This window comes from Glycomyces salinus (assembly GCF_016428645.1).
In the GTDB taxonomy this organism is placed as follows: Bacteria; Actinomycetota; Actinomycetes; order Mycobacteriales; family Micromonosporaceae; genus Glycomyces; species Glycomyces salinus.
In genome coordinates, this window is the sequence record NZ_JAELXW010000142.1 from 1 (window position 1) to 19,676 (window position 19,676).

The 19,676-nt window shown below is 71.2% G+C and carries 15 protein-coding genes and 1 pseudogene; 8 read left to right on the top strand and 8 right to left on the bottom strand.

Annotated features, from left to right (window positions below):
* Both JFB92_RS25895 and JFB92_RS23825 read left to right on the top strand, forming a co-directional pair.
* Positions 1 to 589, top strand: a pseudogene (locus JFB92_RS25895) (hypothetical protein); the annotation flags it as partial.
* 91 nt (positions 590 to 680) lie between these two features.
* Entirely contained in the window at positions 681 to 1,532 is an 852-nt protein-coding gene (locus JFB92_RS23825; protein WP_199044335.1) for an NAD(P)H-binding protein, read from the top strand.
* Positions 1,533 to 1,627: 95 nt separating this feature from the next.
* Here the strand turns inward: JFB92_RS23825 and pulA are convergent, their stop codons facing one another.
* The 7 genes from pulA to mqnB all read right to left on the bottom strand — a co-directional run bounded on the left by pulA (position 1,628) and on the right by mqnB (position 11,205).
* Positions 1,628 to 7,327, bottom strand: coding sequence for a pullulanase-type alpha-1,6-glucosidase (pulA, locus tag JFB92_RS23830; RefSeq protein WP_199044337.1), 5,700 nt, complete (start codon positions 7,325 to 7,327; stop codon positions 1,628 to 1,630).
* A gap of 117 nt (positions 7,328 to 7,444) precedes the next feature.
* On the bottom strand, positions 7,445 to 7,687 hold the full coding sequence (locus tag JFB92_RS23835; protein ID WP_199044339.1) for a hypothetical protein: 243 nt from the start codon (positions 7,685 to 7,687) through the stop codon (positions 7,445 to 7,447).
* Between the two features lie 10 nt (positions 7,688 to 7,697).
* Positions 7,698 to 8,090, bottom strand: coding sequence for a membrane protein insertion efficiency factor YidD (gene yidD, locus JFB92_RS23840; protein WP_233163733.1), 393 nt, complete (start codon positions 8,088 to 8,090; stop codon positions 7,698 to 7,700).
* 379 nt (positions 8,091 to 8,469) lie between these two features.
* Positions 8,470 to 9,303: an ATP-dependent sacrificial sulfur transferase LarE gene (larE, locus tag JFB92_RS23845; protein ID WP_199044341.1), complete on the bottom strand. Its 834-nt coding sequence runs from the start codon at positions 9,301 to 9,303 to the stop codon at positions 8,470 to 8,472.
* 4 nt (positions 9,304 to 9,307) lie between these two features.
* Positions 9,308 to 9,715, bottom strand: coding sequence for a cold-shock protein (locus JFB92_RS27100; protein ID WP_199044342.1), 408 nt, complete (start codon positions 9,713 to 9,715; stop codon positions 9,308 to 9,310).
* Between the two features lie 48 nt (positions 9,716 to 9,763).
* Positions 9,764 to 10,591, bottom strand: coding sequence for a 1,4-dihydroxy-6-naphtoate synthase (locus JFB92_RS23855; protein WP_233163734.1), 828 nt, complete (start codon positions 10,589 to 10,591; stop codon positions 9,764 to 9,766).
* On the bottom strand, positions 10,591 to 11,205 hold the full coding sequence (gene mqnB / locus JFB92_RS23860; protein ID WP_199044343.1) for a futalosine hydrolase: 615 nt from the start codon (positions 11,203 to 11,205) through the stop codon (positions 10,591 to 10,593). The genes JFB92_RS23855 and mqnB overlap by 1 nt, the downstream gene beginning before the upstream one ends.
* A 53-nt stretch (positions 11,206 to 11,258) precedes the next feature.
* Here mqnB and JFB92_RS23865 point away from each other — a divergent pair, with 53 nt between their 5' ends.
* Positions 11,259 to 12,029, top strand: coding sequence for a DUF3027 domain-containing protein (locus JFB92_RS23865; RefSeq protein ID WP_199044344.1), 771 nt, complete (start codon positions 11,259 to 11,261; stop codon positions 12,027 to 12,029).
* Here the strand turns inward: JFB92_RS23865 and JFB92_RS23870 are convergent.
* Complete coding sequence (locus tag JFB92_RS23870; RefSeq protein ID WP_199044345.1) at positions 11,999 to 12,265, bottom strand: DUF2530 domain-containing protein; 267 nt, start codon at positions 12,263 to 12,265, stop codon at positions 11,999 to 12,001. The two genes, JFB92_RS23865 and JFB92_RS23870, sit on opposite strands and share 31 nt — an antisense overlap.
* Before the next feature lie 125 nt (positions 12,266 to 12,390).
* On the opposite strand from JFB92_RS23870, the gene sepH reads away from it, so the two are divergent.
* The 5 genes from sepH (at position 12,391) to glmS (ending at position 19,469) form a co-directional block, all read left to right on the top strand.
* On the top strand, positions 12,391 to 13,380 hold the full coding sequence (gene sepH, locus JFB92_RS23875; protein WP_199044346.1) for a septation protein SepH: 990 nt from the start codon (positions 12,391 to 12,393) through the stop codon (positions 13,378 to 13,380).
* A gap of 130 nt (positions 13,381 to 13,510) precedes the next feature.
* The gene (locus JFB92_RS23880; RefSeq protein ID WP_199044347.1) at positions 13,511 to 14,776 is read left to right on the top strand and encodes an MFS transporter; all 1,266 of its coding nucleotides are present in this window, start codon (positions 13,511 to 13,513) and stop codon (positions 14,774 to 14,776) included.
* Between the two features lie 168 nt (positions 14,777 to 14,944).
* Positions 14,945 to 15,601 carry an RNA 2',3'-cyclic phosphodiesterase gene (thpR, locus tag JFB92_RS23885; RefSeq protein WP_199044349.1) on the top strand — a complete coding sequence of 219 codons (657 nt, stop codon included), beginning with the start codon at positions 14,945 to 14,947 and terminating at the stop codon, positions 15,599 to 15,601.
* Positions 15,602 to 15,670: 69 nt separating this feature from the next.
* A complete protein-coding gene (locus JFB92_RS23890) occupies positions 15,671 to 17,545 on the top strand; it encodes an outer membrane protein assembly factor BamB family protein (protein ID WP_199044351.1) in 1,875 nt (624 codons plus the stop codon).
* A gap of 76 nt (positions 17,546 to 17,621) precedes the next feature.
* Positions 17,622 to 19,469, top strand: coding sequence for a glutamine--fructose-6-phosphate transaminase (isomerizing) (glmS, locus tag JFB92_RS23895; RefSeq protein WP_199044353.1), 1,848 nt, complete (start codon positions 17,622 to 17,624; stop codon positions 19,467 to 19,469).
* The last annotated feature ends 207 nt before the right edge of the window (positions 19,470 to 19,676 follow it).

Below are 19,676 nucleotides of genomic sequence, written 5' to 3' on the forward strand. Positions count from 1 at the left end.
GGCGGTCATCGTCCACCACGAAGGACACGAGGCCGCCCCCGCCGACATGACCGAACACGACGGCCCCGGCGGGTGCGGGTGCGCGGACTGGCGGACCGACACCGATCTCGAGGCCGACTTCGCCGACGACGTGTCCAACGTGTTCCCTCTCGGGCTGTTCCCCGAGGAACACGCTCCGAGCCAGAAAGAAGATCTCGACCGGGCCGCTGAACGGGCCGAGACCGAGACCGCCTGGGCCGCCGTCAAGACCGCCCGAGCCAAGGTGCGAGCACGCTTCACCACCGAAACGACCGAAGCGACGGCCGCACCGGCAGCGAACACCGGACCGGCACCCGTATCCACATCAGACTTCAGACCCGAACCAGCCCCCGAATCCGAACCCGCCTTCGCCTGCGCCGCGACAAGCTCCGACCCCGGCCCGCCACCCTTCTTACCCCGCCCGCCGCGGGAGCCACCCCGCGGCGGGGGCGAGCACACACACGACGCTCCAACCCGAACCCCACCCGACCGGGCTCGGGCCCCCACCATGCCCGCACCCGGCACACCGACCCCGGCCCCCTCATCCGCCACTCCGTCGCCGCCAGGGTGAACCCTGACCCCACCCGCCAGAGAGACGAACGCGCATGGACCGTAGCGCCTCGGCCATGGGTGCCGGGCCGGAATCCGGCTTGGCTTGAGGCATGAACGACCACAGCGAATCCACCATCCTCGTCACCGGCGCTACCGGCAAGGTCGGGCGGCGGCTCACCGATCGGCTCCTCCGAGACGGGCACCGGGTCCGGCCCGTCTCTCGCAGCACGACGGTGCCGTTCGACTGGTTCGACCGCACGACCTGGGACGCCGCACTCGAAGGAGTCTCCGCGGCCTACCTGATCGCCCCCGACCAGCCGTTCGCGGCCGAGGAGTTCGCGGCCGCGGCGGAGCGGTCGGGGGTGCGCCGACTGGTGGCGCAGTCCGGACGCCGCATCCACCTGGTCTCCGAGGCCGCCGGTGTCGGGCCCGAGGCGATCGGCATGCACGCGGCCCAGAACGCGGTCCAGGGCTCCGGCCTCGAATGGACCGTGCTGCAGCCCAACAACTTCAACCAGAACTTCAGCGAGGGCGACTACCTCGAATTGCTCCGGGCCGGCGAACTGGCGCTGCCGCTGGCGGGCGTCACCGAGCCCTTCATCGACGTCGAGGACATCGCGGCCGTCGCCGCCGCCGTCCTCACCGAGGACGGGCACCACGGCCGGGTCTACGAGCTCACCGGCCCCGAGTCGCTGGGCCTCGCAGAGGCGGTCGAGACCATGTCGAAGGCGTCCGGGAAGCCCATGTCCTTCCGCGCCGACGACCCCGAGGAGCACGACCGGGTCCTCCGCTCGGCGGGGGTGCCCGACGAACTGGTCGCCTTCCTGAACGTGATGTACCGGCTCATGCGCGAAGGCGCGATCGCCGACGTGGCCGACGGTGTCGAGCGGGTCCTCGGCCGCCCGGCGGTGACGTTCGCGGACTGGGCCGAGCGGGCCGCGAAGGAGGGCGCCTGGAACTAGCGCCCGAAATAAACCGGGACGGGCGCTTCGCCCGCCCCGGTTTCAGGGATCCGCAAGTACTCACCAGTATTGCGGCGCTGTCAAGTCCGGAATCGTTAACTCACGAACACCGCGACCGTCCGGCCCGGGACCGTGAAGGTGCCCGTCCCGTCGTCGAAGGCGGCCTCCTCGAAGGCGTCGTCGGCGGAGTCGGCCAGGACCGGATGCAGCTCGGCGCCCGTTCCCGACAGGGACTCCACGGTCTGGCCGGCCGCCTCGGGCGTGGCGTTGAAGACGACCGTGACCCGCTCGTACCGGTCGTCGAGGCCGTCCAGATCGATGACCATCGTGATCACCCCGGGCGTCTCGTCCTCGCCCGAGAGCGGGAATGTCACCCGTTCGGACACCGCCTCGGCGGAGCCGAGGCTGAACGCCCGCGTCGACGAGGCGATCTCCAGCAGCTCGACGTACCTCGCGCTCGCCAGCTCGATTTCCTCGCAGCTCGGCTGCTCGACCGCGCCGAGCGCGTCCTCGGCGTACGGCCACTTCTCCTCGCTGGTCCACTCGGGCGGGAGCCCCGATCCGAAGCCGTTCGTCGAGGATCCGAAGCCCGCGGCGCCGCCGCAGTCCCACCTGATCGCGTTGAACCAGTCGCCGGAGTCGTAGGAGTCGCGGTCCAGCGACTTCGAGCGCAGCAGCTCCGAACCGGCCGTCACGAACCCGGTGCCCTGGCTGAGCACCGCCGTCGCCAGGCCCAGCACCTGCATCCGGGCGCGGTCGGTGCCCGAGACGTCAGGGTCGAGCTTGTAGGCCAGGGCGTCGAACAGGATCTCGTTGTCGTGCGCGTCGACATAGCTCACCGACTCGCCCGGCGCGGCCGTGTACCCGGCTCCGCCGCCGTTGTAGTCGAGCTCGGCCCCGCTCACCAGACGGCCGTCCGAGGCGACGAACGTGTATTCGGCGAGGTTCCCGACCAGGCCCAGCTTCGTCAGGTCCCCGGCGTGCCCCAGCGCCGCCAGCGGATCGGCCACGGTGCCGGAGCCGTTGTCCTTGCTCCACAGGCCCGAGCCGAAGCCCTGCACGCGCGGATCGGAGTCGAATGGCCCGCCGCCGCGCACCCCGTCCCGCATCCGGTCGTTGAACGTGCCGACCCCGGTCCCGGCCATGCCCTCCTGCGTGGCCTGCTCGAACAGGGCGTTCCCGGCGACCTCGCCGAAGTCCCAGCCCTCGCCGTACAGCAGGATGTCCGGGTCGACCCGGTCGAGCGCGTCCCGCACCGCCAGGATGTTGTCCTTGGGATGGTGGCCCATCAGGTCGAACCGGAAGCCGTCGACGCGGTAGGCCTCGGCCCACAGCTCGGTCGACTCGACCACGAACTTGCCGAACATGGGCCGCTCGGGCGCGGTGTTCTGGCAGCAGGTCGAGGTGTAGACCTCGCCGTTCTCGTCGAGGCGGTGGAAGTAGCCGGGCACGATCCGGTCCAGGACCGACCGGTCGTCGACCCCGGACGCCGAAGTGTGGTTGTAGACGACGTCGTTGACCACCCGCAGCCCCATCTCGTTGAGGGCCATCACCATCCGCCGGTACTCGAGGATGCGCCGCGGGCCGTTGGCCTCGGTCGCGTAGGAGCCTTCCGGGGTGTTGAAGTGGTACGGGTCGTAGCCCCAGTTGTAGGCGTCGTCGCCGCGGACGGCGCCGACGCATTCCTGCTGCTCGGGCGAGACCGGTCCGTAGGATTCCAGGTCGCAGGCGACCTCGGACCGATCGGTCTCGGGGATCGTGGCGATGTCGAACGTCGGCAGCAGGTGCACGTGGGTCAGTCCGGCTCCGGCCAGCTCCTCCAGATGCTCGATCGCGACCGAGTCCTGCTCGGCGAAGGCGGCGTAGGTGCCGCGCAGCTCGGCCGGGACCGACTCGTCGGCGATCGAGAAGTCCCGCACGTGGACCTCCCACACCTGCGCCGAGGCCGGATCCACCGCTTCGGGCTTGGTCAGCTCGTCCCAGCCCTCGGGCTGGAGGTCGGCGTCGTCGAGGTCCACGATCTGGCTGTGGGTCGAGTCGGCGGCCAGGGACACCGAGTACGGGTCGGTGACCGAATAGGACTCCACCCGGCCGGTGGCCGGGTGCCAGACCTCCACCGCGAACCGGTAGTACATCCGGTCCCAGCCCTTCTCGCCCTTGACCGACCAGACCCCGGTGTCCTCGTCGAAGGTCATGTCGTGGAGGGTCGGTTCGGCGTCGGGGCTCTCGTAGAGCTCGAGTCCGACCGATCTGGCCGTGGGCGCCCAGACCGAGACCGTGGGCTTCTTGTTGCGCCAGGTGAGCCCCAGATCGGCGTCGAGCGCGGCGCTGTAGTGCGCGTCGAGCGCGCCCGCGGTCTGGACCCCGGTGGCCGTCCACGCCTTGCCGGTGTGGTCGCGTTCGACCGCGACCAGTTGGCCGCGCAGGGCCTCGGGAATGTCGGCGCCCGGGTCTACGGTGAAGGTCCGGTAGTCCCAGTACTGTGGCCGGGCGCGGCGCTGGGCCTCGGTCAGGCCGCCGGCCGGAGTGAGCCCGATCGTTTCGAAGTCTCCGGTCAGTTCGCCGTCCTCGACCGCGATCGAGCCGTCGGCGCTGGCCAGCAGCTCGAAGACCTTGCCGTCGGTGGATTCGGCGTCGAGCGCGATCGTGTCCGCGTCGAGCCAGATCGCGCGCTCGGAGGCAGGGTCGAGGTCGGGGGTGCGGGCGCCGGAGGCGCCGGCGGGTCGCACGTAGTCTTCGGTGGCGGCGGCGATCCACACCTCGTTGCCGTATTCGGCGAAGTCCAGGCGCTGGTCGGTGGGCAGGTCCTTCTCGTCGCCGCGGTGGAGGATGTAGGAGAGCCCTTCGGCGCCCTCGGCCAGGTCGACCTTGAAGACCGCGCCGAAGGAGTCGGTGGAGACCGGTTCGAGTCCGGCGTCCCAGCCGGTGGGTTCGGCCGCGCCGTCCCAGACGTGGAGGGTCCAGCCGTCCAGGTCGCCGTCGGGGCGCTGGTAGTGGATGACGGCCTTGCCGTCCGCGTCGGCCCGCGAGGCGTGGTCCCCGGTGCCGGTCACCCAGGTCTCGCCGAGGCGGGCCGGGGTGAGGGTGACGTCCTGCTCGTGGAGCTTCGTGTCTCCGGAGTGGACGATCAGGCCCATCTCGGCGTCGACGTCGTCGACCGGCACGTTCCAGTACCGGCCCCATTCGTCGGTGCCGTCGGGCTCGCGCGGGGAGTCCCATTCGGTCGCGACGCCGTCGGCGAGCGCCTCGCCCCACAGGTGCAGGCCCCAGTCGGTGCTGTCATCAGGCGCGTGGACGCTGACGTGCCCGCGGGCCTCTGCCAGGGAGTGCGCCACCTCCCCGGTCCCCGAGCTCAGCCAGATCTCGGGGTTCAGGCTCGGGTCGAAGGTCCGGTCGGATTCGTGGTTCTTGTTGCCTTCGGAGTCGATGACCAGGTAGCCGACCTGGTTCGCGTCCTCGGCGAGCCTGATCGGCGCGAAGCTGCCGTAGGAGTCGGTGCCGGAGAAGGGGTTCGAGTCGGGCCAGACGGTGCTGGAGGAGTCGGCGACGTCGCCCCACGCGTACAGCCCCCACTGCTCGGGGTCGCCGTCGAAGTGGACGTTGGCCCAGTTCGGGGAGCCGCCGGCCTGGTCGGGGGTGGCGACGGTCGTGGTGGTCTTCGCCGAGGCGGTGCGGCCTTCGCGGTCGAGGGCCACGGCCTTGAACTCGACCGAGGCGCCGCCCGCAAGCCCGTCGAGGTCGAAGGCGATCCGGTGGTCCGGTCCGGGCGCGGTGCCCACATAGGTCCATTCGCCGCCGTCGACGCTCGCGGCGAAGGCCACCCGCGAGAGCGGGTCGCCGGTCACGTCCGCGCTGACGTGCGCGGTGGTGGCCGACTCGGCCGCCACCTCCAGGGCCACCTCCGGTTCGCCGCCGGTCGGGACGGTCCCCTCGGCGCGGAAGACGACCGCCGACAGCGGCGGGACGGTGATCTCTGTCGAACCCGAGGCGGCGTCGATCGCGCCGTCCCCGTAGACCGGCGAGAACGCCTCGGAGTAGGTCTCGACCTCGACGGTCTGCTCGGTCTCGGAGTTCGAGACCGCGACCAGGTACTCGACGCCCTCCTCGGAGTGGACTCGGGAGAAGGCGAACACCCCGTTCTCGGTCGAGCGGGTGATCTGGACGCCGTCGGCCAGCGCCGGGTGGTCCTTGCGGAGCTGCCCGAGCTCGGCGATGGCCCGGTAGATCGGGTGGCCGGTGTCGTAGTTGTCCTCGGCGTGGGTCGAGTCGGTGCCGATCAGCTCGTCGTCGAGATAGTCCTCGACCTGGGAGGCGAACATGGTCTGGCGCGAGTAGTCGTCGCCGCCGGAACCGGTGAAGCCCTGTTCGTCCCCGTAGTAGACCACCGGCTGGCCGCGGGTGAGGAACATCAGCTCCTCGGCCAGGATCGCGCGGTCGAGCCAGGTGTCGGGATCAGTGTTCTCCACGATGGACGTGCCGAGTCGCCCGGCGTCGTGGTTGGACAGGAACGTCGGCATCGCCAGCGCGTCGGTGCCGCCGGCGGTGAACAGGGGGTCGTTGCCGTAGACCGTCGCCAGTGAATCGGCCCCGGCCAGACCGGTGGTGAAGCTCGTGGCCGCGCCGTGGAAGCCGAAGTCCAGGACCGCGTCCAGTTCGCCTTGGCGCACATAGGTGCTGGTCAGCGACGCGTCGCCGGAGTAGATCTCACCGAAGGCGAAGAAGTCGACGCCGCGGGCCTCGGCCGCCTGGCGGATGCCCGCAAGGAATTGCGGCCAGAATTCGAGATTGACGTGCTTGACGGTGTCGAGCCGGAAGCCGTCGACCCCGGAGGCGGTGATCCAGTCGGAGTAGACGTCGATCCAGCCCTGGACGACCTCGGGCCGCTCGGTCCACAGGGAGTCGAGCCCGGCGAAGTCGCCGTAGGTGGACGACTCGCCGGAGAAGGTCGACTCGCCGCGGTTGTGGTACATCGACGGGTCGTTGAGCCAGTCGGGCTTCTTCAGGTCGGCCTCGCCCTCTTCGAGCACGGGCGTGTAGGGGAAGGAGTCGTCGCCGACCTCGGGAAACTCGTCGCTCCCGCTCGGCGGAGCTTGCGAGCCGTAAATCCGACCGGCGTAGTTCGCGTCGTCGAAGGGGCGGCCGGAGGCGTCCAGGTAGGGCTGGTCGTCCTTGGAGACGTAGCCGCTGCCGTCCTCGGCGTACTGGATGACGTCGGCGGTGTGGTTGACGACGATGTCCAGGTAGATCTCGATGCCGCGCTCGTGGGCGGCGTCGATGAGGCTCTGGAGTTCGGCGTCGTCGCCCAGGTGCGGGTCGACGGCGGTGAAGTCGGTCCCCCAGTATCCGTGGTATCCGGCGCCGGTCCAGGTGTCGGTGACCTGCACCGGCTGGTTGACCACGACCGGGGTCAGCCAGATCGCGGTGGTGCCCAGGCCCTGGATGTAGTCGAGGTTCTGCTCCACTCCGGCCAGGTCGCCGCCCTGGTAGAACTGCCGCCGGGTCGGGTCGTAGCCGGTGGTCAGGGCGTCGCCGGTACCTTCGGCGACGCCTGCGGAGCCGTCGATTGGCAACGCGCCGGTGTTGTTGGACTCGTCGCCGTCGGCGAAGCGGTCGGTGACGGCGAAGTAGAACTGCTCGGCCCGGTCCGTGGCTTCGGCGAGGTCGGCCAGCTGGGAGTCGGTGGGCTCGTCCTCCCAGGCGCCGTCGTCGCCGGGCGGTGATTCGGGGGTGGTGCAGGCGGAGAGCGCCAGTGCAGAGACCAGCGCTCCCGCCGCGTATCGGGTGGTACGCCGCATTGCGTCATCCTCCGGGGTCGAAGAAGGGCACGGTGTGACTCACACCGCATGCGCAAGAACATACCACCTATGAAATTCTCTTGCAATGATCGTGCAACAGCTTGCGCTATTGCCGCGTCAGTGGCGCTCGTCCTCGAGGATCCGCTCGGGGACCGGCCCGGGGTGCTCGTAGTGGATGCTCGTCACCGGCAGCGGAAAGTCGCTGCGGCCGAACGGGGCCGAGGCGCCGATGATCCCGGAGGCGAACTCCGAGACCGGCAGGTGGCCGGGCTTGACTTCGCGGCTGCGGATCGCCAGTTCGCTGCTCGACTGCGGGTCCTGGTGCTCGCCGGGGTCGGCGATCTTCACATCACTGCTCATGGCCAGGATTTTAACGGCCCGCCCCGGAGCCGGGAACCGGATCATGCGTGCCCGGCGTCACCCCCGGGCGGCAGCGGAAGACGCGGGCCGCGGCCAGCCGCCCGCCGGTCCACAGGCCGTACCGGGCCACGGCCCGGTAGCCGTATCCCGAGCAGCTGGGCACGTACCGGCACTGGACCGGGGCCCGCGGCGAGGCCCACCGGCGGTAGGCGGCGATGAGCCGCAGTCCGAACCGGCGCGGGCCCGCCCGGTGCCGGGACCGGGCCCGCTCCAGCCGCTCGGGCGTCAGCCGCGCGAACCCGAGCACGAACGCCATCGAGGTCCAGGGCCCCGGATCGGAGGTCCCGCCGCAGGCCCGCGAGCAACCGTTGCAGGGCCCGCCGGGGTCGCAGGCGGCCTCCATGGGCGTACCGCACCCGGCCGAACACCCCGGCGCATAGAAACTCGAGCAACCCGACAGATCCACCCCACCGTTTCTACACCGCGCCGACCGCCCCGTGCCCGTCCGCGCCGCGCTCATCGGACAGTCGATTGGGGATGATTTGACGCTGAAGTCGGAGTGTGGGTCATTGTGCTCCGAACACACCTTTGTCAGGGAATTGACAGGAACGGCCAAGGCCCCGTTCAGGCTCACGGCAGATGGTGAAGACCTCGGGGAATGAGGGGTTCCCGAGGGGTTATGGACCCGGTGAGGCGGTCGCTACGGATTCATCCTCCACTGACGATCACCGCGCGCCCGCCTCACCGGGCATTCCGGGCCTCCGGTGCGCGCCCTCGGCGACTCAGCGGTAGTGCTCGGGGTTCGGGAGGAGTTCGTTCATCGCTCCCGAGCGGAAGCCCTGCTCGTCCAGGCGGACCGTCTCGAAGCCCTCGATCGCCTCCAGGACCTCGCCGCGTTCGGCCACGGCCGGCACCAGGTCCGCGTCGACCTCCACCTTCGCCTCGTCGCCCAGGTCCCGCACACGCACGTTCCGCGCCGGTATCCCGGCCTCGTCGAGCGCGCGGCGCAGTGCCGTCTCGGCCCTGCCGACCCGGCCCAGCCGCTCGGCGGTCACCTCCACGCCGTAGGCGATCCTGCTCGACAGGCACGCCGCCGCCGGCTTGTCCCACGTCGACAGGCCCCAGGACCGGGAGGTCTCGCGGACCTCGGCCTTGGTCAGCCCGGCGTCGGCCAGCGGCGTGATCGCCCCGGCCCGCGCGGCCGCCCCGATGCCCGGACGGAACCCGGCCACGGTGTCGTCGGCGTTCGTCCCGGTCGCCACCGTGCCGATGCCGCGCGCCTCGGCCAGCGGCCCGACCACGCTCATCAGCTCGGTCTTGCAGAAGAAGCAGCGGTCGCCGGCGTTGCGGCGGTAGCCCTCGCGATCCAGCTCGTGTGTGGACGGAGTGTGGTGCGCGACCCCGAGCGAGGCGGCGAAGCGCCCGGCGGCCTCGAGCTCGCCCGGCGCCAGGGACGGCGAGACGGCCGTGGCCGCCTCCACCCGTTCCGGGCCCATCGCGCGCGCCGCGGCGGCCAGCAAGAACGCCGAGTCGGCGCCGCCGGAGAAGGCGACCATGAGGTTCTCGAGCGAGGCGAGTCGTTCGAGCAGCGCGGCGAGCCGGGCGGAGTGGGCCATGGCCTTACCCCAGGTCGTCGGCGACGGCCCGCAGCATCTCCGCGATCTTCGCGCCGGTCTTGCGGTCCGGCCGGCGCCCGCGCGACAGCGGCGGCATGACCTGTTGCTCGAGCACGCCGATCATGTCCTGCAGCAGGCTGTTGAGCTCCTCGGGCGAGCGGGTCGGCTTCGCCGCCGCCGGCGCGGCCGCGCCCGGGGCGGCGGCGGGTCCGGCGACCAGGTGGACGCCCATCGCCTGCACGCCGCGGCGGGTGTCGATGACCGAGTACTCGACCTTCTGGCCCTTGGCGAGTTCCTCGACGCCCTCCGGCAGGGCGTCCCGGTGGACGAACACGTCCTTCCCGCCGTCCTCGCGGGAGACGAAGCCGAAACCCTTCTCGGCGTCGAACCATTTCACTCGACCAGTGGGCACCGCTAACCTCGATACTTCTCGTGTTGGTACTGAAGCTGACAGGTTGGACTAGCGTATCCGGCCGAGGTCGAGTTTCGCCTCGGGCACGAGGCCGAGTTCGGCCGCCGAGCCCAGCAGCCGCTCGACCGCGTCCCGGCCCTCGACGCCCAGATCGCGGGAGAACTCGTTGACGTACAGCTCGATGTGCTGGCGGCACACCGCCTCTGACATCTCCTGGGCGTGCTCGGCGATGTAGTCGCGGCTCGCACCGGGCCGGGCCCGGGCGTAGTCGAGCGAGTCCCGAACTGTCGAGGTGATCGCGTCGTGGTCGAGCCCGGACCTGGCCACGATCGCGCCCAGCGGGATCGGGGCGCCGGTGGTGTCCTCCCACCACTCGCCCAGGTCGCGGACGCGCTCGAGACCGTACTCGCGGTAGGTGAAACGGGCCTCGTGGATGACCAGTCCGGCGTCGAAGCGACCGTCCTTGACCGCGGGCATGATCCGGTCGAAGGGAACGACCTCGATCGACACCGGCGGGTCGCCGATCTCGTGGAGCCAGAGCCGGAACAGCAGGTAGGCGGTCGACCGGTCGGAGGGCACCGCGACGCGGGCGCCCTCGATGCCGCTCCAGGCCGAACCGGTCAGCACCAGCGGCCCGCAACCGCGCCCGAGCGCTCCCCCGGCCTCGAGCAGCGTCCACTCGGGGCCCAGGTGCGGCAGCGCCGCGTAGGAGACTTTCGCGACGTCGAACTCGCCGCGCGCGCACGCGGTGTTGGTCACGTCGATGTCGGCGAACGTCAGCCGCACCGGCGGCCCGCCGACCAGCCCGGCGGTCCAGGCGTGGTAGATGAAGGTGTCGTTGGGGCACGGCGAGTGCGCCAAGTGGATCGGTTCCATCAGATCTCCCTGAGCGCGTTCGTGAGCGACTTCAGCGCCGCCGACCAGTCCCATCCGGCCACGTCCCGGTCGCCCACGAGGTTGGAGACGGAGCGGACCTCCGCGAACGGGAGCCCGGCCTGCTGGGCGGCCGTGGCCACGCCGAAGCCCTCCATGGCCTCCCCGACCGCGCCCGGGTGGAGCGAGGCGAGCTCGTCGGCCCGCTCGGCCGACCCGGTGATCGAGGCCAGGGTGAGGATCTCGCCGCGCACGCCCTCCATCTGGACGGTCAGGACCGTGTTGCAGCCGATGCGGTTCGAGCCGAACCCGATCTCGTCGATCGGCTGGAAGCGATCCGGCAGCGCCACGCCGAGCTCGCCGGCGACGGAGTCGGTGGCGATGAGCACATCGCCGATCGCGGCGCGCCCGGCGAAGGCCCCGCAGATCCCGGCGTTGACGACCACGTCGTAGGCCCGGCCCATCTGGCCGTTCGCGCCGAGGGTGCGGCCGGTGGCCGCCGCGGCGGCGGCGGGGCCGACGCCCGAGACCAGGACGTCGATCTCGTGGCGGACGTTGCGGCCGGCCTCGACCGCGTCGGCCTCCTCGCGCACCGCGCACACGACCAGAATTCGCATGATGCAAACCTACCCGCGCGATCGCCCCGGAGGCTTGACCTATTCTTGGGGTTGTGCCTGAGACCGCCACGAAGACCCGCACCCGCAAGCCCCGCCTCGACCGCATCTGCGCCGACGCCCTGGAGCTGGCGCGCGAGGCCGCCGAGGAGTCCGGCGACGGCGTCGGCGAGTACCTGAGCGCCGAGGCCGAGGCCGAGCGCGTGGTCACCCACAACTTCGAGTGCACCCTGCCCGGCTACCGCGGCTGGCGGTGGGCGGTGGTGCTCACCCGCGCTCCGCGCGCGCGGGTCGCCACGGTCGCCGAGTCGGCGCTGCTGCCGGGGCCGGAGGCGCTCCTGTCTCCGCCGTGGGTGCCGTGGGCCGACCGGCTCGAGGCCGGGGAGGTCGGGGTCGGCGAGGTGCTGCCGACCGAGGTCGAGGACGACCGCCTCATGCCCGCCTACCAGTACTCCGAGGACGACGGGGTCGAGGACATCGCCTACGAGCTGGGGCTGGGGCGCGAGCGGGTGCTCAACCGCCTCGGCCGGGCTGAGGCCGCGCAGCGCTGGTACGACGGCGACCGGGGCCCGCGGGCTCCCATCAGCGAGTCGGCCCCCGCCTCGGCCAGGTGCGGGACCTGCGGGTTCTTCCTGCCGCTGGCCGGCTCGATGCGGGCGGCGTTCGGCGCCTGCGCGAACGTGTACTCCTCGGAGGACGCGCGGGTGGTCTCGGCCGATCACGGCTGCGGGGCCCATTCCCAGATCTCCGAGTTCGTCGACACCACTCCGCAGGGAGTGGACCAGTCCGAGACGATCTACGACGACGAGGGGTCCGAGGTCCTCTGAGGCCCGAAGTGGCGGCGGTCCATGACCACCATCACGGCCGTGCCGAGGATTCCCAGGATCACGCCGCACGCGGCGCATGCGACCCACCATTCACGTCCGGATCCGGCCAGCTCTGAGCGGTAGAGCTGCGTGACGACCAGCGCGACGGTCCACAGTAGTGTTCCGATCGCGGCTATGGGCGTCATGCGCACGGGTACCGACTCGGGGGCCGGAAGCGGCTCTTTCTCAGGCGACACGGAGGCTAATCTACCTCTAAGAAGGGAATATCGTCCCCCGGTGCTTGTGGTCCGCCGGTAGGGTTGGGCGTACGCTCGGGAAAGCCGGCAAGGCGCGGACGGACGACATACGAGGGGTGGAAGGCATGAGGCCGGTACGGTTCGTAGCCCTCTCCGAAGACGGTCATGCGCTCGTGCTCGCCGACGAGCTGGGGCGCCTGCTGGCGCTGCCGCTCGACGAGCGGGTGTCGGCGGCCGTCGAGATCGACGGCAAGTCGCCCTCCGCGGGCCCCGGCGCGGTCGGCGCCGAACCCGCCGAGCCGGCGCGTCCGGCCCCGGTCCCGAATGTGAATCTCTCTCCGCGCGATATACAGACGCGCATCCGCTCCGGCGAGTCCGCCGAGGGCATCGCGGCCTCGGCGCAGGTCGCGGTCGACCGGGTGCTGCGCTACGCCGGACCGGTCCTCCAGGAGCGGGCGATGCTCGCGCAGGCCGCGCGCCGGGCGCGTCTGGCCACTTCGGAGCGCGGTGACCGCATGTCGAATGTGGTCGACGTCAAGCTCGGCGCGCACGGGGTCGACCCCGAGGCCGTCTCGTGGGACGCCTGGCGCACCGAGGACGGCTCGTGGCTGGTGCAGGCCTCGTGGTCGTCGGGCAAGACCACCGCCAAGGCGCGGTGGCGGCTCGACCGCGGGCGCCAGACGGTCACTCCCGACGACGAGATGGCCCAGTTCCTGTCGACTCCGGCGCCAAAGCAGGTGGCCGAGTCGATCGAGGCGGTCGAGAGCGCGATGCGCGCCGACGAGCCGGCCCGGCCCTCGCGCGACCCGATGCACGGGGTCGGCGAGGACGACGGCGCCCGGCCCGATCCGCTGCGGCGCGACCGGCTGCGCGAGGTGCTCGAGCGCCCGCTCGACGAGCCGTCGCGGCAGCGTTCGCAGACCTCGCTGGGGCTGCCGGGGACGACGGCGAGCGAGCATCGCGAGAGCCCGGAGGTGCCGTCGCTGGCGGTGCTGCGGCCGGGCAAGCGGGCCGCCGCCGAGGACGAGCCGAAGCCGCTGGCCGCGGCCGGTTCCAAGCCGCGCAACCAGCTCCCGGGCTGGGACGACGTCCTGTTCGGCGGAGCCGACAAGTAGCGCTGCGGCGGAGCCGCAAGCAGTCAAGTCTATCTATGGAACGGGCGGGCCCGGCGGGCCCGCCCGCTTCTATGCGTCCGGTCTCAACTACTGGCTTGCCGACCGGTAAGTTACTAGACTCGGGGATGCCATGTCCCCAGTCATCGCCGCACAGCTGCAACGCACGTTCCGCGCTCTGGCCTACCCGGCGTACCGGGTCTTCGCGATCGGGCAGTTCGTCGGCACCATGGGGTTCTGGCTCCAGACCACCGCGGTCAACTGGCTCGTCCTCGAGCTGACCGGCGACTCCGGCACCGCCCTCGGCCTGTCCCTGGCCATCCAGTTCGGCCCCTACCTGGTGCTGAGCCTCCACGGCGGCAAGATCGCCGACGCGGTCGACAAGCGCGTGGTGCTCCTGGCCTGTTCGCTCGGCAGCGCCGCGGTCGCCACCGCGCTGGCCACGGTCGTGCTGTCGGGGGTGGTCGAACTGTGGATGGTCTACCTGGCCGTGTTCGTCTTCGGCGCCGTCTCGGTCGTCGAGGGCCCGGCCCGCCAGGCGTTCTACTCCGAGCTGGTCGACGGCGAGGCGCTGCCGAACGCCATCTCGCTGGGTTCGGCGCTGTTCAACGTCAGCCGCATCGCCGGACCGGCCATCGCCGGGATCCTGATCGCGCTGACCAGCACCGGCGTGGTCATCGCGATCAACGCGGCGGCCTTCCTGGGCCCGGCGGCGGCCTGCGCGGTGCTGCTGCGGCGCAGGATCTCCAACCCCGTCGAGCGGTCCGATGCCTCCTCGGGCGGCATCCGCGAGGCCCTGGCCCTGATCGCCGCCCGCCCCGACCTGCTCGGGGTGCTGTTCGTGACCCTGTTCGTCTCCGGCTTCGCCTTCAACTTCCCGATCACGCTCTCGATGCTGGCCAAGACCGAGTTCGAGACCGGCGCCGACACCTTCGGGCTGCTGCTGACGGCCCTGGCCGTCGGCGCCCTGGCCGGGTCGCTGGTCTCGGGCCGCCGCTCGGCCCGCCCGGGCGTCCACACCGTCCTCGGCGCCGGACTGGCCCTGGGGATCGGGACCGTCGCCGTCGGCTTCGGCCCCACCATGGTCTCGGCGATGATCCTGCTGGTCCCGGCCGGTTTCGCGATGGTCTTCTTCGCGCAGGCGGCCAACCAGAGAGTCCAGATGGGCGTGCCGGGGGAGTACCGCGGCCGCGTCCTCAGCGTCTACCTGCTGGTCTTCCTCGGATCGACCCCGGTGTTCGCGCCGCTGGTCGGATGGGTCGCCGAGGTCGCCGGAGCCCGGGCCTCGCTGTGGATGGGCGGGGCGGTCTCGATCGCCGCCGCGGTGGCCGCCTACGTCCTGCGGGCCTCGCGCCAGCGGCGGAACGCGGCGCCACTCCCCGGGAAAGTGGTGCCCTGAGTCGTTACTTCCAGGAAATTACCGTCTCGTCCAATGGGATTTCACTGAATTAACAGTCGGCGTTGCTGCGAGGATTAGTCACATCGCGCCCGTCCGCCGCGCCGGACCGACACATCCATCGCCTCCGGTGCGCGCCGAACCCCCAGCGAGTATCCCTGGAGGAATCCAGTGAGTCCTACAGCCGCCGTAGCAGCGACCAAGACGCGGACCGAACGGCTCTTCGCCGCCTTGGAGCTTCCCGAGCACGCCGTATCCGACCTGGCCGAGGTCGTCTCCGATCTCAACATCGCCCGCCGTGGCCCCTCCAGCCGCCCGTCGGCGGCCGCGCGCCGCCCGTCCCAGCCCTCGCGCGTGGTCAGGTCCGCCAACTGGCACCTCACCCTCGCCTTCATCGGCGACGTGCCCGTCGAGCGGGTCGGACACGCGGCCGAGGTCCTCGGCGAGGCCGCGCGCTCCTGCGAGCCGCTGCGGCTGTCGGTCTCCGGCGGCGGCAGGTTCGGCCGCGGCCGCTACTCGGTCGTCTACGCCGGACTCGACGGCGACGTGGCCAGACTGGTCCAGCTCGTCCACCGCATCCGCGCCGGGCTGACCGCCGCGGAACTGCCGGTCGACCAGAAGCAGTACCGGCCCCACGTCACACTCGCCCGCCCCGGAGACCGCGTCACCAACCAGCAGGCCGCCGAGGACCTGCTGACCCTGCGCCGCTACCACGGCCCTGCCTGGACCGCCGACGAGCTCGTGCTCTACCGGTCCGACTTCGGCACCCGCCCCGGCGAGGCGCCGAACTACACGCCGGTCTCGAACCTTCCGCTGCGCACCCCCTAGGGGCCCAGCGCGACTCGCGATATTCGCGAAAGCCGGTCGCCGGGGCGCGGCGGCGGGTAGAAAGAGTGCATGTCCGCGAGCGCCTCGAACCCCGAGACCACCCGTCCCGTCGGCCGACCGCTCGCGCGGGTGTTCCTGCGCACCGCCGGACTGACCGCGCTGTTCACCTGGGCCGCACTGCTGGTGTGGGCCGCTTTCGGATCGGCCAGCGTCGGCTCCTCGGGCGTCTACATGATCATCGGGACCGTCGCCTCGGTCCTGATCGTCGCCGTCTGCGCGACCACCGCCGCCGCCCACCCCGGACTGCGCACCATCGCCGCGGCCCTGTTCGCCGCCGTCTTCGCCGCCTGCGCCGGATGGCTGGTCTACTCCTCGATGCCCGAGGCCGGCCCCGACGACTTCATTACCCACCGCGCCGGGGTCGCGGCCCTGGCCTACGCCTTCGGCGTGATCGGCGGCGGCCTGCTGGCCCTCGGCGAATTCGCCGTCGAGGGCTACTCCGGCGGCAGGCGCCGAGTCCCGGGGCGGATGTCGACCAAGGTCGGCGTCCTGGCCGCCGCGATCGTGATCATGGCCGCCGCCGCCCTCGCCCCCGCCATGCAGCGCTGGGCCGAACTGGCCAACCAGGACGTCCGCACCGGCGACGTCGACCAGGCCGCGGCCGCCGAAAAAGGGGCCGGACTCGGCAGCGTCGAACGCTTCGTCGAGACCCCCTACGGGCTCCTGCGCATCGACCACCCCGGCGAGACCACCCCCCAGGCGGTGACCCTGCTCGACCCGGCCTCCGGCGACGCGATCTGGTACCACCGCCGCTGGAACTGGAAGTCCTCGCAGGCCCCGATCCTGTCCCACCAGGCCCACCTGGTCGCCCTCACCGGACCCCGCGCCGACGACCCCGGCGACTTCCAGGCCCGCGTCCTGGCCGCCCGCACCGGAGCCGAGGTCGCCACCGTTGGCTTCGGCGACGCCCCCGGCGTCCTCCTGGCCGTCGACGACGACCGCCTGCTCTACGCCGGCGAGCGCAGCGAGGTCTTCACCGCCTACGACTTCGACGGCGAGGTCGTCTGGGAGCAGACCCTCCCGGCCGGCTGCCACGGGGAGGCGACCCAGATCAGCTCCGGCCGCGTGGTCATGCTCGCCGACTGCGTCCCCGCCCCCGACCGGATGATCGCCCGCGACTGGATCATCGCCTTCGACGCCGCCAGCGGTGAACAGGTCTGGGAGCGCGAGATCGACCGCGAATCCGTGCTGCTCCCCGAGAGCTTCCTGGTCACCGAGGACTCGCTGGTCATCGACAGCCGCAAGGAACTGCGCGTCACCGACGGGCCCTTCTCGGCCCGCCGCTTCGAGCACCGGCTCCTCTCGTTCGCGCTCGAGGACGGCTCGCTGCGATGGCGCAACGCCGACCAGGTCTTCGGCTCCACCAACTCCTCGGCCTGCGGCGGCGTCCTGCGCCTGTCGCAGCCGGTGGCCCTGGCCGAGGCCTCCGACGCCGCCGGGACCGCCGGGGAGGGAGACGGCGCCCGCCCGGCCGCCCCGACCTCGGAGCGGCGCACCGTCCAGCTCGTGGAGTGCTACACCTCCCGCGAGCACACCGGCTCCTGGTTCGGTGTCATGGCCTACGACCTCGACAGCGGCGAGAAGCTCTACCGCAAGTCGGTCAAGCTCGGCTTCACGCCGCTCGACCGGGCCGTCGCCGGGGGCTGGTCGACCGTCCTGCCCGACAACCGGGCGATCCTGGCCACCGACCTCTCCCTGGACCGCACCAAACCCGACTGCCGCCTCTACGAGATCGCCGAAGGCGAGGCCGAGCGCATCGACCTCGCCGACGGGGACCTGCCGGCCGCCTGGTGCCACGAGGCGCAGCTGACCACCGTCGCCGACGGGGCCGCCATCAGCTACGTCACCGGCGAGGACACCAGGGGCATCTTCCTGCTCGATTAGGAATGATCAAATCCTGTGATTGAAAACCCCTCATCCACGCAGAGGTACTGCGCGAAAGTGGGGTAGGGTTCTGCGCATGTGTGGAATTGTGGGATATACGGGCGGCCGCAGCGCCGCCGGAGTCGTGGTCGACGGGCTCCGCCGCCTCGAATACCGGGGCTACGACTCGGCCGGCGTCGCGCTGATCGACGACGGCGAGTTGCACCAGGTCAAACGCGCCGGCAAACTCGCCAACCTCGAATCGGCCCTCGACGAGGCCGGCCTGCCAGAATCCCGCTGCGGGATCGGGCACACCCGCTGGGCGACCCACGGGGTCCCCTCCGACCGGAACGCGCACCCGCACCTTTCGAACGACGGCCGGATCGCCCTGATCCACAACGGCATCATCGAGAACTTCGGGCAGCTGCGCGGCGAACTCGAAGCCGACGGCGTCCGCTTCTCCTCCGAGACCGACACCGAGGTGGCCGCCCAGCTGCTGGGCCGCGAATACGCCGCCGACGGCGACCTGACCAAAGCCATGACGCGCGTGTGCGCCCGCCTCGAAGGCGCCTTCACGCTCCTGGCCGTCGCCGCCGACGACCCGCACACCGTCGTCGGCGCCCGCCGCAACTCCCCGCTCGTGGTCGGCATCGGCGACGGCGAGCACTTCCTGGCCAGCGACGTCGCCGCCTTCATCGCCCACACCACCGAGGCCGTCGAGCTCGGCCAGGACCAGATCGTCACCATCACCCCCGAGGGCATCGCCGTCCGCGGCTTCGACGGCAGCCCCTCCGAAGGGCGCCGCTACTCGGTCGACTGGGACATCTCGGCCGCCGAGAAGGGCGGCTACGACACCTTCATGCGCAAGGAGATCAACGATCAGCCCGCGGCCGTGGCCGACACCCTCCGGGGTCGCATCGACGAGGCCGGCCAGATCGTCCTCGACGAGGTCCGCATGTCCGACCAGGACTTCCGCGACATCGACAAGGTCTTCATCATCGCCTGCGGCACCTCCTACCACGCCGGGCTGGTCACCAAGTACGCCATCGAGCACTGGACCCGCATCCCCTGCGAGGTCGAGCTCTCCAGCGAGTTCCGCTACCGCGACCCCGTGCTCGACCGCTCCACGCTCGTGGTCGCCATCTCCCAGTCCGGCGAGACCATGGACACCCTCATGGCCCTGCGCCACGCCAAGGACCAGAAGGCGCGCGTGCTGTCGATCTCCAACACCGTCGGCTCGACCATCCCGCGCGAATCCGACGCCGTCCTCTACACCCGCGCCGGCATCGAGGTGTCCGTCGCCTCCACCAAGGCGTTCCTCACCCAGCTCGCCGCCTGCTACCTGGTCGGCCTGCACCTGGCCCAGATCCGCGGCATCAAGTACGCCGACGAGGTCGGCGCGGTCCTGACCGAGCTGGTCGCCGTCCCCGACAAGATCGCCGCCGTCATCGAGCACATGGAGCCGGTGCGCAAGCTCGCCCGCGAAGCGGCCGACTTCGGGCGCGTGCTGTTCATCGGCCGCCACGTCGGCTACCCCGTGGCCCTCGAAGGCGCCCTCAAGCTCAAGGAGCTGGCCTACATCCACGCCGAGGGCTTCGCCGCCGGCGAGCTCAAGCACGGCCCGATCTCACTGATCGAGGACGGCACTCCCGTGATCGCGATCGTCCCCAGCCCCAGGGGCCGCTCGCTCCTGCACGACAAGATCGTCTCCAACATCCAGGAGGTCAAGGCCCGCGGCGCGAAGGTCATCGCCGTGTGCGAGGAGGGCGACGACATCGCGCGCGTCCACGCCGACGACGTCATCACCACGCCGGCCGCCCCGACCCTGCTGGCCCCGCTGCTGACCGCCGTCCCGCTCCAGGAGTTCGCCGTCGAACTGGCGACGGCCCTGGGCAGGGACATCGACCAGCCGCGAAACCTCGCGAAGTCGGTCACTGTGGAATAGACCGAGTCCGGACGGTCCGCTTCTGAGGTGCCGCGGACTCTGCGTACTCAGAAGCGTCTCCGTGCCACTCTTCCATCGGGCTTCCGGGAGGATGCCCCGGCCTTCAGATTGGTAGGAATCCGAAGCGATTGTATACTCGCGCTCCCGTTTCACGGGGCTGCGAGTAGAGGGGTTGTCGTACCCGGTCGGTACGTTTTCGGGGTGCAT

Bases quoted from the DNA above. Each gene is read 5' to 3' on its own strand.
- JFB92_RS23825 (WP_199044335.1), top strand. From the start codon at position 681: ATGAACGACCACAGCGAATCCACCATCCTCGTCACCGGCGCTACCGGC.
- pulA (WP_199044337.1), bottom strand. From the start codon at position 7,327: ATGCGGCGTACCACCCGATACGCGGCGGGAGCGCTGGTCTCTGCACTG.
- JFB92_RS23835 (WP_199044339.1), bottom strand. From the start codon at position 7,687: ATGAGCAGTGATGTGAAGATCGCCGACCCCGGCGAGCACCAGGACCCG.
- yidD (WP_233163733.1), bottom strand. From the start codon at position 8,090: ATGGAGGCCGCCTGCGACCCCGGCGGGCCCTGCAACGGTTGCTCGCGG.
- larE (WP_199044341.1), bottom strand. From the start codon at position 9,303: ATGGCCCACTCCGCCCGGCTCGCCGCGCTGCTCGAACGACTCGCCTCG.
- JFB92_RS23855 (WP_233163734.1), bottom strand. From the start codon at position 10,591: ATGGAACCGATCCACTTGGCGCACTCGCCGTGCCCCAACGACACCTTC.
- mqnB (WP_199044343.1), bottom strand. From the start codon at position 11,205: ATGCGAATTCTGGTCGTGTGCGCGGTGCGCGAGGAGGCCGACGCGGTC.
- sepH (WP_199044346.1), top strand. From the start codon at position 12,391: ATGAGGCCGGTACGGTTCGTAGCCCTCTCCGAAGACGGTCATGCGCTC.
- JFB92_RS23880 (WP_199044347.1), top strand. From the start codon at position 13,511: ATGTCCCCAGTCATCGCCGCACAGCTGCAACGCACGTTCCGCGCTCTG.
- JFB92_RS23890 (WP_199044351.1), top strand. From the start codon at position 15,671: ATGTCCGCGAGCGCCTCGAACCCCGAGACCACCCGTCCCGTCGGCCGA.
- glmS (WP_199044353.1), top strand. From the start codon at position 17,622: ATGTGTGGAATTGTGGGATATACGGGCGGCCGCAGCGCCGCCGGAGTC.